The sequence below is a fragment of the Salegentibacter mishustinae genome, from assembly GCF_002900095.1.
Taxonomy (GTDB): Bacteria; Bacteroidota; Bacteroidia; order Flavobacteriales; family Flavobacteriaceae; genus Salegentibacter; species Salegentibacter mishustinae.
Map to the genome: position 1 here is coordinate 2,527,192 of NZ_LLKN01000002.1, position 13,244 is coordinate 2,540,435.

The 13,244-nt window shown below is 37.7% G+C and carries 13 protein-coding genes; 9 read left to right on the forward strand and 4 right to left on the reverse strand.

Annotation, left to right across the window (positions count from 1 at the left end; genetic code table 11):
* Positions 1 to 3: 3 nt before the first annotated feature.
* Together APB85_RS14155 and APB85_RS17705 are read left to right on the forward strand one after the other, a co-directional pair.
* Positions 4 to 1,236 carry an exo-beta-N-acetylmuramidase NamZ family protein gene (locus APB85_RS14155; RefSeq protein WP_057482070.1) on the forward strand — a complete coding sequence of 411 codons (1,233 nt, stop codon included), beginning with the start codon at positions 4 to 6 and terminating at the stop codon, positions 1,234 to 1,236.
* 58 nt (positions 1,237 to 1,294) lie between these two features.
* Positions 1,295 to 1,498, forward strand: coding sequence for a PLDc N-terminal domain-containing protein (locus APB85_RS17705; protein WP_057482071.1), 204 nt, complete (start codon positions 1,295 to 1,297; stop codon positions 1,496 to 1,498).
* Here the strand turns inward: APB85_RS17705 and APB85_RS14165 are convergent.
* Positions 1,495 to 1,989 (reverse strand): YkgJ family cysteine cluster protein, encoded by a 495-nt coding sequence (locus tag APB85_RS14165; RefSeq protein WP_057482072.1) that lies wholly within the window; start codon positions 1,987 to 1,989, stop codon positions 1,495 to 1,497. The two genes, APB85_RS17705 and APB85_RS14165, sit on opposite strands and share 4 nt — an antisense overlap.
* Positions 1,990 to 2,024: 35 nt before the next feature.
* Between APB85_RS14165 and APB85_RS14170 the strand changes: the two genes are divergently transcribed.
* Both APB85_RS14170 and APB85_RS14175 read left to right on the forward strand, forming a co-directional pair.
* Positions 2,025 to 2,759 (forward strand): class I SAM-dependent methyltransferase, encoded by a 735-nt coding sequence (locus APB85_RS14170; RefSeq protein WP_057482329.1) that lies wholly within the window; start codon positions 2,025 to 2,027, stop codon positions 2,757 to 2,759.
* A gap of 30 nt (positions 2,760 to 2,789) precedes the next feature.
* Positions 2,790 to 3,572, forward strand: a complete 783-nt coding sequence (locus APB85_RS14175) for a hypothetical protein (RefSeq protein WP_057482073.1) — start codon at positions 2,790 to 2,792, stop codon at positions 3,570 to 3,572.
* A gap of 130 nt (positions 3,573 to 3,702) precedes the next feature.
* Here APB85_RS14175 and recQ read toward each other — a convergent pair whose 3' ends face one another.
* Positions 3,703 to 5,901: a DNA helicase RecQ gene (gene recQ / locus APB85_RS14180; protein ID WP_057482074.1), complete on the reverse strand. Its 2,199-nt coding sequence runs from the start codon at positions 5,899 to 5,901 to the stop codon at positions 3,703 to 3,705.
* Positions 5,902 to 5,985: 84 nt separating this feature from the next.
* Here recQ and APB85_RS14185 point away from each other — a divergent pair, with 84 nt between their 5' ends.
* Genes APB85_RS14185 through lptB form a run of 4 tightly spaced genes read left to right on the forward strand, consistent with a single transcriptional unit; the run spans position 5,986 to position 8,918 of the window.
* Positions 5,986 to 6,951 (forward strand): KpsF/GutQ family sugar-phosphate isomerase, encoded by a 966-nt coding sequence (locus APB85_RS14185; RefSeq protein ID WP_083482208.1) that lies wholly within the window; start codon positions 5,986 to 5,988, stop codon positions 6,949 to 6,951.
* Positions 6,951 to 7,778 carry a twin-arginine translocase subunit TatC gene (tatC, locus tag APB85_RS14190; protein ID WP_057482075.1) on the forward strand — a complete coding sequence of 276 codons (828 nt, stop codon included), beginning with the start codon at positions 6,951 to 6,953 and terminating at the stop codon, positions 7,776 to 7,778. The genes APB85_RS14185 and tatC overlap by 1 nt, the downstream gene beginning before the upstream one ends.
* Positions 7,779 to 7,780: 2 nt before the next feature.
* Positions 7,781 to 8,134, forward strand: a complete 354-nt coding sequence (locus APB85_RS14195; protein WP_057482076.1) for a carboxymuconolactone decarboxylase family protein — start codon at positions 7,781 to 7,783, stop codon at positions 8,132 to 8,134.
* 43 nt (positions 8,135 to 8,177) lie between these two features.
* On the forward strand, positions 8,178 to 8,918 hold the full coding sequence (lptB, locus tag APB85_RS14200; RefSeq protein WP_057482077.1) for an LPS export ABC transporter ATP-binding protein: 741 nt from the start codon (positions 8,178 to 8,180) through the stop codon (positions 8,916 to 8,918).
* A gap of 307 nt (positions 8,919 to 9,225) precedes the next feature.
* Here lptB and APB85_RS14205 read toward each other — a convergent pair whose 3' ends face one another.
* Entirely contained in the window at positions 9,226 to 9,984 is a 759-nt protein-coding gene (locus APB85_RS14205; protein WP_057482078.1) for a CDP-alcohol phosphatidyltransferase family protein, read from the reverse strand.
* Between the two features lie 159 nt (positions 9,985 to 10,143).
* On the opposite strand from APB85_RS14205, the gene lnt reads away from it, so the two are divergent.
* Positions 10,144 to 11,739: an apolipoprotein N-acyltransferase gene (gene lnt, locus APB85_RS14210; RefSeq protein WP_057482079.1), complete on the forward strand. Its 1,596-nt coding sequence runs from the start codon at positions 10,144 to 10,146 to the stop codon at positions 11,737 to 11,739.
* A 42-nt stretch (positions 11,740 to 11,781) separates the two neighbouring features.
* On the opposite strand, the gene APB85_RS14215 is transcribed toward lnt, so the two are convergent.
* Positions 11,782 to 13,176 carry a sugar transferase gene (locus APB85_RS14215; protein ID WP_057482080.1) on the reverse strand — a complete coding sequence of 465 codons (1,395 nt, stop codon included), beginning with the start codon at positions 13,174 to 13,176 and terminating at the stop codon, positions 11,782 to 11,784.
* Positions 13,177 to 13,244 lie beyond the last annotated feature (68 nt).

The following is a 13,244-nucleotide window of genomic DNA, read 5'->3' on the forward strand; positions in this document are numbered from 1 at the left end:
ACGATGCTTAAAAGGTTATTCAAAAGTACATTTTTATTCGCTTTTATAGGTATTCTTTCCTGCGGAAACCAAAATAAGAAAGAGCAAACTTCAGAAGAAATTGCATTAAATAATAAGAAGCAACAAACTGTTGCTGAAATTATCCTTGCAGCAAATCGCACAGAAGCTTATTTACCTCTGCTAGAAAACAAAAAAGTAGGGATTGTGGGCAACCAAACTTCAATTATGAAGAATAGAAATGGTGGTTATACGCACGTGGTAGATTCTTTACTTGCCTTAGATGTAAACCTGGTTAGAGGTTTTGCTCCCGAGCACGGCTTTCGCGGCACTGCTGATGCTGGAGAAGCAGTAGAAGACGGTAAAGATACACAAACCGGCTTACCGGTAATTTCTCTTTACGGGGATAATAAAAAGCCCAAAGCTGAACAACTTGAAGATCTTGATATTTTAATTTTTGACCTGCAGGATGTGGGCACCAGGTTTTATACATACATTTCTTCACTACATTACGTAATGGAAGCCTGCGCTGAAAATGATGTAAAACTTATTGTATTTGATCGTCCAAATCCAAATGGGCATTATATAGACGGGCCTATCCTTGAAACAGAATTTAAAAGTTTTGTAGGTATGCATCCAATTCCAACAGTTCACGGATTAACTATGGGAGAATATGCGAAAATGATCAATGGAGAAAAGTGGCTAAAAGACGGAATTCAATGTGAACTGGAGGTGATAAAAATGGAAAATTACGAGCACTCTAAATCTTATGATCTTCCGGTTAAACCCTCACCAAATTTACCTAATGCACAGGCTATAAACTTATATCCTAGTTTATGTTTTTTTGAAGGAACCAATGTAAATGCCGGCCGCGGAACCGACAAGCAATTCCAGGTATTTGGCTCCCCATTTTTAAATGAAGATTATTTTGATTTCACCTATACACCAGAATCTAAAGCCGGAGCAAAAAATCCGAAGCACCTGGGAAAAGAATGCTACGGAAGAGATCTTAGCCAAATAGCTCCTTTAAAGCAAATAAATTTAGAATGGCTCATAGAAGCTTATCAGAATACTGAGAATAAAGATAAATTCTTCAATGCTTTTTTCACAAAACTGGCAGGAACAAAGAAGCTGCAAGCTCAAATAGAAGAAGGTTTATCTGGACAGGAAATAAGGGAAACCTGGCAGAAAGGATTGGCAAAATTTTCAGAAAAAAGAAAAGAATATTTGCTATATTAAGGGAAAATAATTCCCTGTGATCAATTTAGAAACTTTCAGCTTTTGGCCTTCGGCTTTTATGTTGGCAATTCTATTGCTAGCAGTATTAGCCATTGTTAGTTTACTGAGACAGAAGTTAAAGGCGAGACATCAATTGATCTGGTTACTTATAATTATCTTACTACCCTTTTTCGGGCCAATATTGTATTTTCTAATTATAAAAAGATACAAAGAAGCAAATCTCGTAAAAAGAAGGGTAGGTCAATTCAAACAAAAGATTTAAGCTTTAATTCTTCTCTTCATTTCTTCAACTATATTATAAGCCGCAGGACAAATGGCGGTGTTTTTTAGTGTGAGGTTAGAGATCTTATGAAAATCCTTCCGGTCGGTATGCGGGAATTCCCGGCAGGCTTTCGGTCGCACATCGTATATTAGGCAGTAATTATCTGATGCCAGAAAAGTACAGGGCACTTCCTGTAATACATAATCTTTGTCTTCATCAATTCGCAAATACTGCTCAATAAACTGTTGCGGCTTGAGTTTTAAATGCTTGCTAATGCGTTCTATATCTTTATTGGTAAAAAGCGGCCCTGTAGTTTTACAACAATTTGCGCAATCCAGGCAATTGGTTCGGGAAAATTCTTCATCGTGCATTTCCTGCATTTGCTTATCCAGATCTTTAGGCGGCTTTTTTCTAAGCTTTGCAAAAAACTTTTTATTTTCCTTATGCTTATCTTTGGCCTTCTCGGGGAGATTTTTCAGAATTTCTTCCATTGGGCAAAGATATAAAACGAACCTACACCGCATCCATGAATCAGCAAACTTCAGTAAAAGACATTTTTGGAAAAGCAATTTCCGCTTATTACCACGAAAAAGATAAAACCAATATTGAGGTACATTCGCCAGATTTTGATGATGATGTAATTCCTGTTCCCTATTTATTCCGAAATTATGCCGAAATGCCGCCTCTGGAACGAAAGGCTTTACAACTTGCTAAAGGCCGGGTTTTAGATGTTGGTTGTGGTGCAGGAAGCCATTCCCTTTATCTTCAGAATAATAAAAAACTTAAAGTAACCGCTATTGATACTTCTGCAGGCGCTATAGAGATTTCTCATTTACGCGGAATTAAAAATGCCCTTAACATCGATTTTTTCGACTTAAAAGATGAAAAATTCGATACGATTTTAATGCTTATGAATGGCAGCGGAATTATTGGAAAGCTCAGAAATCTGGACAAATTCTTTAAGAAAGCTAAAGAACTACTCAATCCTGGCGGAAAAATACTCCTGGATTCTTCCGACTTAAGTTATTTATTTGATCGCGACGAAGATGGCGGAATTTGGATAGATTCTGAAGCTGCTTACTATGGAGAGTTAGAATTTAAAGTGACATATAAAGGAGAAAGTTCAGAATATTTTGACTGGCTTTATATAGATTTTAATACCCTGAAATTTGCCGCAGAATCAAATAATTTCACTTGTAAACTTATTAAAGAAGGAGAGCATTTCGATTATTTAGCTGAATTACAGCCTTTAAAACAATAAATTTCTATTTTTACAAAAAAATGCTTTTCCATGTTTAAATTTAAGTACGCACTTCTCATATTTTTTATTTCTCTGGTGAGTGTTTCGTGTTCTTCAGACAACGATGAAGATGATGGGAATACTCCCGGCATAGACAAAACAGCTAATTTACAGGGACTTGGTGATTCTGCCTCACAACTTTTAAGCGATGCCGAATTCACTTCTATGAATATAGAAATTGTATATGTAAATGGTTTTGCACCTAGCGAAACGGCCCTTGCAAATTTTAAAAGTTTTTTAGAAGAGCGAACTTTTAAACCCGATGGAATAAAGATCGGCCTGAGAGCCGTTTCATCGTCGGGTAAAGCGCCATTTTCTATAGATGAGATCGTTGAAATTGAGCAAGAAACCCGTACTGCTTATAACGCCGGAGACGAAATTGCAGTCTATATTTATATAGCCGATGGAAAGAGTGATAAAGATGAAGAAAATAAACTCACCCTTGGCTCTGCATTTAGAAATACTTCTATGGTACTTTATGGAGAAACTATAGAAGATTTTGCTTCAAGGCCAAATGCACCAATTGAAAGTGATATTGAAGCTGCTGTTTTAAATCACGAATTCGGTCATTTATTCGGTTTAGTAGATATTGGTACCGAACCTCAATCTGACCATAAGGATGATGATAGCGACGGGCATTGCAATGTCCCCAATTGCCTGATGCGTGCTTCTATTGAATTTGGAAGCGGAATAATAGATGAAATTGAAGGTGGCCGTATTCCTCAATTGGGAACGCACTGCATTAGAGACCTTCAAGCTGCCGGGGGTAAATAATTTCACCTTCTCGTCAAGCTGAGCTTGTTTCAGCTTTTAACATATTTAGAACTACAAGTATCTTAGATCCTGAAACAAGTTCAGGATGACGATTCTAAAAGTTAATAAAACGCTTCTGTACCTTCACCCACTAATTCGCTACTTCGCTAATAAATTTAATGCGATATAACCGAAGTTCTTCATCGTCATAATCGCCATCAAATTCTTTAATAGCTTCATCAATTTTATCGGTATCAGCTTCCAAAAAATATTCGTGAATTTCTTCCTGCTGGTCTTCGTCTAATATATCGTCTATCCAGTAATTTATGTTCAGCTTTGTTCCGCTATAAACAATGGCTTCCATTTCCTTTATAAATTCTTTCATCTCCATGCCCTTGGCAGAAGCGATATCATCTAAAGGTAGTTTTCTATCTACATTCTGGATAATATATAATTTTAAAGCCGAATTGGCGCCGGTAGATTTAACCACCAGATCATCTGGCCGTACAATCTCATTTTCATCAACATAGCGCTGAATTAGATCCAAAAATTCTTTACCGAATTTTTTGGCTTTGTTCTCTCCTACCCCAAAAATATTAGTGAGTTCTTCAATATTCACCGGGTATTTAATCGCCATATCTTCGAGCGAAGGATCCTGAAATACCACAAACGGAGGAACCTCATTTTTTACAGCAACTTTCTTTCTAAGATCCTTTAACATTTTTACCAGCGTTTTATCTACCCCGCCACCACTAGATTGGCTTGCAGTAGAAACAGCTTCTGTAGTACTGTCAAAAATATGATCGTCGGTCATCATAAAAGATGTCGGATTCTTTAAAAAATCTTCTCCTTTAGCGGTAAGTTTTATCACGCCATAGGTTTCAATATCTTTCTTTAAATACCCTGCAACCAGCACCTGCCTGATTAAAGCCATCCAATATTTTCCATCCCGGTCTTTCCCTTTTCCGAATAAAGGATGCGTATCGGTTTTATGTGATAAAATAACCGCGTTCGATTTTCCTATAAGCGTTTTCACTACTTCTTTAGACTTATAAAGCTGCTTGGTTTCCTTAACCGTCTTCAACAGCAATTCTACCTCGTCTCCGGCTTCGTGTTGCTTTTTAGGATTTCTAACATTATCGTCCATAGACGCGCCTTCGCCGGTTTCCCCGTCAAATTCTTCTCCAAAATAATGCAAAATAAATTTTCTACGGGAAATTGAAGTTTCTGCATAAGCCACTACTTCCTGCAAAAGGGCGTGACCTATTTCCTGTTCGGCAACAGGTTTTCCGCTCATAAATTTTTCGAGCTTTTCTATATCTTTATAGGAATAAAAGGCAAGACAATGCCCTTCCCCGCCGTCTCTACCTGCCCGGCCGGTTTCCTGGTAATAACTTTCTATACTTTTTGGAATATCGTGGTGAATTACAAACCTAACATCTGGTTTGTCTATTCCCATCCCAAAGGCTATGGTAGCCACAACCACATCAATTTCTTCCATAAGAAATTGATCCTGATGTTTGCTGCGCTTCTTTGCGTCTAACCCTGCGTGATAAGGCACGGCGTTAATTCCGTTTACCTGTAAAGTCTGGGCAAGTTCTTCAACCTTTTTTCTACTTAAACAATAGATAATCCCAGATTTCCCACTATTCTGTTTAATAAAACGAATAATATCGGCATCAACATTTTTAGTTTTGGGCCGCACCTCGTAGTATAAATTAGGTCGGTTAAAACTGGCTTTAAAGGTATTTGCATCGGGAATTCCCAAATTCTTTAAAATATCTTCCTGTACTTTAGGTGTTGCCGTTGCAGTAAGCGCAATAATTGGAATATTATCTCCTATTCGCTTTATAATGCTTCGCAAATTCCGGTATTCGGGTCTAAAATCGTGTCCCCACTCACTAATACAGTGCGCCTCGTCTATAGCTAGAAAAGATATCTTTTGTTGTTTTAAAAACTCAACATGATCTTCTTTGGTAAGCGATTCGGGAGCTACATAAAGCAGTTTACAAACGCCACTTTCTATGTCTGCTTTAACTTGTCTAACCTCGGTTTTGTTAAGGGAAGAATTTAGCACATGGGCTACGCCATGCTCTTCAGAAATACTACGTATAGCATCTACCTGGTTCTTCATTAAAGCTATTAGGGGCGAAACCACAATTGCCGTTCCTTCTTCAATCAACGCAGGGAGTTGGTAACATAGGGATTTCCCTCCTCCGGTAGGCATTACCACAAAAGAATTATTTCCTTTTACAATGCTGGTAATCACCTCTTCCTGAAGTCCTTTGAATTGGCTAAACCCAAAGTACTTCTTTAGCTGTTGGTGTAAATCAATTTCCGTCAAACTCATTCAATTGTGTTACAATTTTACATACATTTGCATAACTAAAGATACATATTTCTTTAAACTCACAATCCTTAATTTTATCAAAATTTGAAACTGAAGGAAAAAATTCTTACCGCAGCTAAAGAAACCATTTCCATTGAAGCCAAAGCAATTGCAAACCTGGAAAATTTTATTGATAGTGAGTTCGCTGAAGCTGTAGAACACATTTACAAAGCTAAAGGAAGGGTAATTGTTACAGGCATCGGAAAAAGCGCCGTTATTGCCACTAAAATAGTTGCCACACTTAATTCTACAGGCACTCCCGCAATTTTTATGCATGCTGCAGATGCTATTCACGGCGATCTGGGAACCATACAAAAAGAGGATGTAGTAATTTGTATTTCTAAAAGTGGAAATAGTCCAGAAATTAAAGTGCTAGTACCTTATATTAAAGATTTCAAAAACCTACTTGTCGGCATTACTGCCGACAGAGACTCTTTCCTAGGAAAAGAATCTGATTTTGTTTTGAATTCTTATGTTGAAAAAGAAGCCTGCCCAAATAACCTTGCACCTACAACAAGTACAACTGCGCAAATGGTTATTGGTGATGCACTTGCTATCTGCCTTTTAAAGCTGAAAGGTTTTTCAAGGAAAGATTTTGCAAAATATCATCCCGGTGGCTCCCTGGGGAAAAAGCTATATTTACGCGTTAGCGACATTACCGCTCAAAATATGAAACCGCAGGTTGCCCCAGAAACTTCGGTTACCGATGCAATTATTGAGATTTCAGAAAAAATGCTTGGTGTAGCCGCAGTAATTGAAAACGATAAAATTATAGGTATAATTACCGATGGTGACATAAGGCGTATGCTTAAAAACAACACCGAATTTAAAGATCTTACTGCAAGAGATATAATGAGCCCAGCGCCAAAAACTATAGACCAGGATGCCCTGGCGGTAGATGCTTTAGAAATGCTGGAAGAGAATAAGATCTCCCAATTACTGGCACTGGAAAACCAAACCTATTCGGGTGTCGTACATATCCATAACCTAATTCGAGAAGGAATTTTATAATGAAGCAAATTGGCACCCCTGAACCAGAGATGTCCTTTTTGGACCATTTAGAAGATTTAAGATGGCACTTAATACGTGCGGTTATCGCAATAGTTGTAGCCGGCTCTATAGCCTTTCTTTTAAAAGGATTCATCTTTGACGTATTACTTTTTGGCCCTAGTAGAGGCGATTTCTTTTCTTACGATATGCTTTGTAAGATATCTTCTTCACTTGGCCTTGATGCCGGATTTTGTTTTGACGAAATGCCTTTTAGAATTCAAAGTAGAACTATGGGCGGGCAATTCTCTGCCCACGTTTGGACTTCAATTACGGCCGGTTTTATAATTGCATTTCCTTATGTAATTTACCAGTTTTGGCAGTTTGTGGCGCCTGCAATGCATGATAACGAACGCAAGCACGCAAAAGGATTTATTTTCATAACCTCATTCCTGTTTTTTATTGGAGTAGTTTTCGGATATTACGTAGTAACTCCTTTATCAATAAATTTCCTCGGAAAATACCAGGTTAGTGAAGCCGTTTTTAACGATTTTGACCTGAGTAGTTATATTGGCCTGGTTAGAGCCTCAGTGCTTGCCAGCGGACTTATTTTTGAATTACCCATAGTAATTTATTTCCTAACCAGAGTTGGCGTAGTAACTCCGCAATTCTTAAAAAAATATCGAAAATATGCGTTGGTAATAGTACTGATTCTATCAGCTGTAATAACTCCTCCTGATATTGTTAGCCAAATAATTGTGGCCATTCCGGTATTGATACTTTACGAAGTAAGTATTCTTATTTCAAAAGTGATCTACAAACAAGAACTAAGAAAAATTAATAAAAAATAGCTATGATCAATAAAGTTGACGAATTCAATGCTTACCGTCAGCAGATGAATGATAAAATTCTGGGTGAGAACAATAAAGTTCTTAAAAGGATTTTCAATTTAGATACCAACGCCTTTTCGGAAGGTGCTGTAGATAAAAAAACAAAAGAATTACTAGGTCTTGTAGCCTCGCTTGTTTTACGTTGTGATGATTGCGTAAAATACCATTTAGAATCCAGTTTTAAAGAAGGTTTAAGCCGGGAACAGGTAATGGAAACCCTTAGTATTGGAACTTTGATTGGGGGAACGATTGTTATTCCTCACCTTAGAAGAGCTCATGAATACTGGGAAGCTTTGGAAACCGCACATCAGGAATAGGCTGGCATAAAAAATGTACTTTAGGTCTTAAATGTCTTTTTAAATGAAATTACGCGCCGAGAATTTAGTTAAAGCCTACAAAGGAAAGAAAGTTGTAAAAGGGATCTCGCTGGAAGTAAACCAGGGAGAGATCGTTGGATTACTTGGGCCCAATGGTGCCGGGAAAACCACTTCTTTTTATATGATCGTGGGGCTTATTAAACCAAATTCCGGTAAGATAGTTTTAGACCAAGAGAATATTACCAAATTTCCAATGTATAAAAGGGCTCAATATGGAATTGGGTACCTTGCTCAGGAAGCTTCAGTTTTTAGGAAACTCAGTATTGAAGATAATATTATGAGTGTACTGGAACTCACCGATCTTTCTAAAGAAGAACGCCACGAGAAAATGGAAACCCTTATCGAGGAATTTGGATTAGGCCATATTCGCAAAAACCGGGGTGATCTTTTAAGTGGTGGTGAAAGAAGACGTACAGAAATTGCCCGTGCACTGGCAACAGACCCTAGTTTTATTCTGCTGGATGAACCTTTTGCAGGTGTAGACCCTGTGGCGGTGGAAGATATTCAAAGAATTGTTGCGCAATTAAAAGACAAAAACATCGGTATTCTTATCACCGATCACAACGTGCAGGAAACCCTTGCTATTACCGACAGAACTTACCTGATGTTTGAAGGAAGTATCCTAAAACATGGTCAACCGGAAGAACTCGCAGAAGACGAAATGGTAAGAAAGGTTTACCTGGGACAGAACTTTGAGCTAAGGAAAAAGAAATTATTTAAGTAATAAAGTGGAGAAAAGAACACTGGGCTAAACTCGTTTCAGACTTTATTCCAAATTCATTTTCGGGAATCTAATACAAATTGAGGTATTCTCTGAAGCCAACCCGAACCGTCGAAAACGTTATGCTGAACTTGTTTCAGCATCTAACAACCTAGACCCCCGAAAAAAATCGGGGCAGGCTCTGAAACAAGTTCAGGGTGACGACACAAACTCATCAATAATATATTATAAAACTATACCTTCTTTAAGAATAAGATAATAATCTTAAACCTCACAGATTCGAAAAATTTGTGAGGTTTTTATTTTTCTCTTACACCTCTTCTTTCTTCGGAAAAACTACCGACAATAGCACATAACTCAGTATAATAAGCGGCACAGCTACAAACTGGAACACCAGGATAAGCGCCAGGCATAAAAGCAGGAAGAAGTATCTCAATTTATTATCGGCAAAACCCCAATTTTTAAATTTAAGTGCGAATAGTTTTATTTCTGCATTTAAAAGATAACAACTTAAAAAAGTAAGACCAATCAAAAACCATTCGTTTAAAATTAAGCCGGTTAAAAAGCTATCGGGTTGGTAAGTGAGAATAAGCGGAAAACTTAAAATCAAAAGTGCATTGGCCGGCGTGGGAACGCCTATAAACGAATCGGTTTGGCGATCGTCCACATTAAATTTTGCCAATCTATAGGCTGAAGCTAAACTAATCAATAACCCAATTAAAGCAAGCGTATTAAAATTCCAATCCCACCAGCCCGGATCAACTTCCCAGCCGGTATTTTCTACACCCGAATTTCCCGGAAGTGCATTGTCCAGTAACTGATACATCACAATTCCCGGTACCACACCACTCGTAACCACATCGGCTAGCGAATCTAACTGCAGCCCAAGTTCTCCGGCTACATTTAGGCTTCGGGCAGCCAAACCATCAAAGAAATCGAAAAAGATCCCACCAGCAACAAATATTGCAGCCATAATTAGACTTCCCTGTACAGCAAAAATTACCGCGATGGTTCCGCAGAGAAGATTTAAAAGCGTAATAATATTCGGAATATGTCTTTTTATAGTCATAGATCGGTTTTCTAAAATACTAAACTAAGCAATTGCGATCTGTTTCTACAAGTTTTTTTAATTTCAGAAAGAACAATTACAAAAGCTTTAACTTCAAAGAAATTATCTAAACACCTATAAAAAGTAATAGTTTGCTATTTTTGAGCAGAATTTCCTTGTATGAAAAATCTTATTTACGCGATATCAAGCGGACTTTTGTTAGCATTAGCCTGGCCAACTTATGGCTTTCCCCTACTTTTATTTTTTGCATTTGTTCCACTATTATATGCAGAATTTAAAGTTAGAAATTCTGAAAAAAAGTTTATAAAATGGAAGGTATTTGGACTGGCGTATCTTAGCTTTTTCCTTTGGAATCTTATTACCACTTACTGGATTTATTTCTCTACAGCCTTTGGTGGTGCATTCGCTATTTTGGTGAACTCCCTGCTTATGGCTTTCGTATTTATGCTGTACCACATAGTAGCGAAAAGAACCGGATTTAGCGCAGCTTCAGCCTTTCTAATCAGTATATGGATGGTTTTTGAAAAACTCCATCTCGCCTGGGAATTTTCCTGGCCCTGGCTAAATCTAGGGAATGCTTTTTCTGAATTTCAAAACTGGGTCCAGTGGTATGAATATACCGGCACTTTTGGCGGTACACTTTGGGTGTGGCTGGGCAATATCGCTGTTTTTAAAGCCGTACTTCTTTATAAAGAATTCAAAGATAAAAGTTTAATTTACCGCGGAATTTTCAAGTTGAGTTTACTCGTTTTAATTCCGATAGGGATTTCATACCTATTATTGAGCCAGGTGGAGGAAAAAGGAGAAACGATGGATGTGGTTATTCTACAACCCAATATTAATCCGTACACCGAAAAATATAATACCACTGACACCCGAATTGGAGAATTATTACTGAAATTAAGTGAAGAAAAAGTTAGTGACAGCACTCGACTAATTGTGGCTCCGGAAACCGTTTTTGCTGACGGCACGGTATTATCAAATTTTGAACAATCTGAAGCGGCGTTCTTCTCAAGACAACTTATCAATAAATATCCGCAAGCCAATTTCCTTAGCGGAATTTCCTTTTACGAGAGATTCAATGACCCGGCGAAAGTTAGAGAGCAAAGTAATCAAATAGGCCCTATGGATTGGTACGACGATTATAATTCGGCATTTTTAATGAATGCTGAAGATATTCCACAGTTATATCACAAATCCAAACTAGTGGTTGGCGTAGAAAACTTTCCATACCAAAATATATTAAAACCTATTTTGGGAGATGTAATGATTGATCTGGGAGGAACTGTAGCGATGAAAACAACCCAGGAAGACCGCGAAGCTTTTGTTCTAAATAACCAATCGTTTACAGGACCAATTATTTGCTACGAATCTGTATATGGCGAATATGTAACAGGCTACGTAGAAAATGGCGCCGATTTTCTTAGCATAATTACAAACGATGCATGGTGGGGAAATACGCAAGGCCACCAGCAACACCTTAGTTATGCAAAACTACGCGCCATTGAAACAAGACGGGATGTTGTGCGAAGCGCCAATACAGGTATTTCAGCATTTATAAATCAAAAAGGAGAAGTAACTAAAAGTCTTGGCTACGAAAAACAAGGAAGTATAAAGTCTGATATTCACCTTAATTCAAATAAAACTTTTTATGTAAAGCACGGAGATTATTTAGCGAGAGTCGCGCAGTTCCTGGCCTTGTTTATTTTCTTATTTGCAGTGGTAAAATATAAGCGCAACCGACCAGGAATTTAATGTATATAGAGCATTATAAAATACTGCTTACTGACAACTGAATTACTGTCCCCGAAAGAAAATTATGGTGCTCAGTGTTTTTAAAATGATGTTGAGATCTAAAAAAATGCCCCGGTGTTTTATATAATAAAGATCGTATTGCAGTTTTACAAGACTATCGGCCTGGCCATTTCCATAATCCGCTTTTACCTGGGCCCAACCTGTTAGTCCGGGTTTTATCACATGGCGGGTTTCATAAAAAGGAATTACTTGAGATAATTCCTCAACAAAAACAGGTCTTTCGGGTCTAGGACCAATCAGGCTCATCTCTCCTTTTAAAACATTATAAAACTGCGGAATTTCATCAATTCTTGATCTTCTTAAGAACTTTCCGAAACGAGTAGTTCGTAGATCATTCTTTTCGGCATATTGCGGTCCGTTTAGCTCTGCATCCTTTACCATAGTTCTCAATTTCAAAATCCTGAAAACCTCACCGTATTTACCTATTCTTTCCTGCCGATAAAAAAGCGAACCGCGGTTTCCCATCAAGTTTGCCACTAATAAGACGGGAAGTATTAGAATAAAAAATACTAACCCCACACACGCGATAATCACATCAAATATTCTAAAGAAAACCTGGTAGAATTTATTCTGGTTGCTTCGGCTAAAAGGAAAATATCTATAGAAATCTTTATCTACGTGCTGCACCGGAATTCTTTGTGTTACTTCCTCGTAAACCTGTGTATAGTCTTTAATTGGAAAGCCTGCTTTAAGCAAATAGCTCAGTTGATTATACAATGACAGCATTAAACCTTTTTTATATCCGCTGGCAACCACAATTTCGTTGATATGATGCTCTTTTATCGCTTCCCTAATATCTTTGATCTCAAATCTTATCAATTTATCTTCATCAATTTCTGACTGTATTCGGTCTTCTGTCTTTATATAACCGACAACCATATAATTGGGATCAGACTTTTGAAGATCGGAGCTTATAAGATTAATATCAAAAGAGTTTCCAACTACCAAAACACGCTTGTAAAAGCGCGGGGAAGAAATTAAAGTGATATAGACAAGGCGCCATAAAAGTAGCGGAATTAAAATAGCCAGGAAGAAAAAGAGAATCTGGAGCCTATTTTCAGGCAGGCTGGGAGTTAAAATAGGCGTAAGCATATAGAATAGCACAGTCGCTCCGGCACTCAATATCGAATTTTGTAATACACTATCAAATTTTGAAGCCTTTTGCAGATCGTAAAGCTCAAAAATACTTGCAAAAAGATTGAAATATAGCAGTAAAACCAGCGTCCAATACCAGTTTTGAGAATCTACCCGAAAATAATCAAATTCAAAGATAATTCCTATGAGACTGAGGCTGGTTAGAATACACAGAGAGTCCAGCAAACGCAGTAGGACCTTACGCTCAGAGATTTCAAAATGTACAAGGGGTCGTTGAGACATGAATTACCTGCTTACGGGATAAAGATAGAATTTTTTTGATTTCTACATCTTTCTATCGGGGGAAATGA

Coding starts and splice junctions, on each gene's coding strand:
- APB85_RS14155 (WP_057482070.1), top strand. CDS start 4: ATGCTTAAAAGGTTATTCAAAAGTACATTTTTATTCGCTTTTATAGGT.
- APB85_RS17705 (WP_057482071.1), top strand. CDS start 1,295: ATGTTGGCAATTCTATTGCTAGCAGTATTAGCCATTGTTAGTTTACTG.
- APB85_RS14165 (WP_057482072.1), bottom strand. CDS start 1,989: ATGGAAGAAATTCTGAAAAATCTCCCCGAGAAGGCCAAAGATAAGCAT.
- APB85_RS14170 (WP_057482329.1), top strand. CDS start 2,025: ATGAATCAGCAAACTTCAGTAAAAGACATTTTTGGAAAAGCAATTTCC.
- APB85_RS14175 (WP_057482073.1), top strand. CDS start 2,790: ATGTTTAAATTTAAGTACGCACTTCTCATATTTTTTATTTCTCTGGTG.
- recQ (WP_057482074.1), bottom strand. CDS start 5,901: ATGAGTTTGACGGAAATTGATTTACACCAACAGCTAAAGAAGTACTTT.
- tatC (WP_057482075.1), top strand. CDS start 6,951: ATGAAGCAAATTGGCACCCCTGAACCAGAGATGTCCTTTTTGGACCAT.
- APB85_RS14195 (WP_057482076.1), top strand. CDS start 7,781: ATGATCAATAAAGTTGACGAATTCAATGCTTACCGTCAGCAGATGAAT.
- lptB (WP_057482077.1), top strand. CDS start 8,178: ATGAAATTACGCGCCGAGAATTTAGTTAAAGCCTACAAAGGAAAGAAA.
- APB85_RS14205 (WP_057482078.1), bottom strand. CDS start 9,984: ATGACTATAAAAAGACATATTCCGAATATTATTACGCTTTTAAATCTT.
- lnt (WP_057482079.1), top strand. CDS start 10,144: ATGAAAAATCTTATTTACGCGATATCAAGCGGACTTTTGTTAGCATTA.
- APB85_RS14215 (WP_057482080.1), bottom strand. CDS start 13,176: ATGTCTCAACGACCCCTTGTACATTTTGAAATCTCTGAGCGTAAGGTC.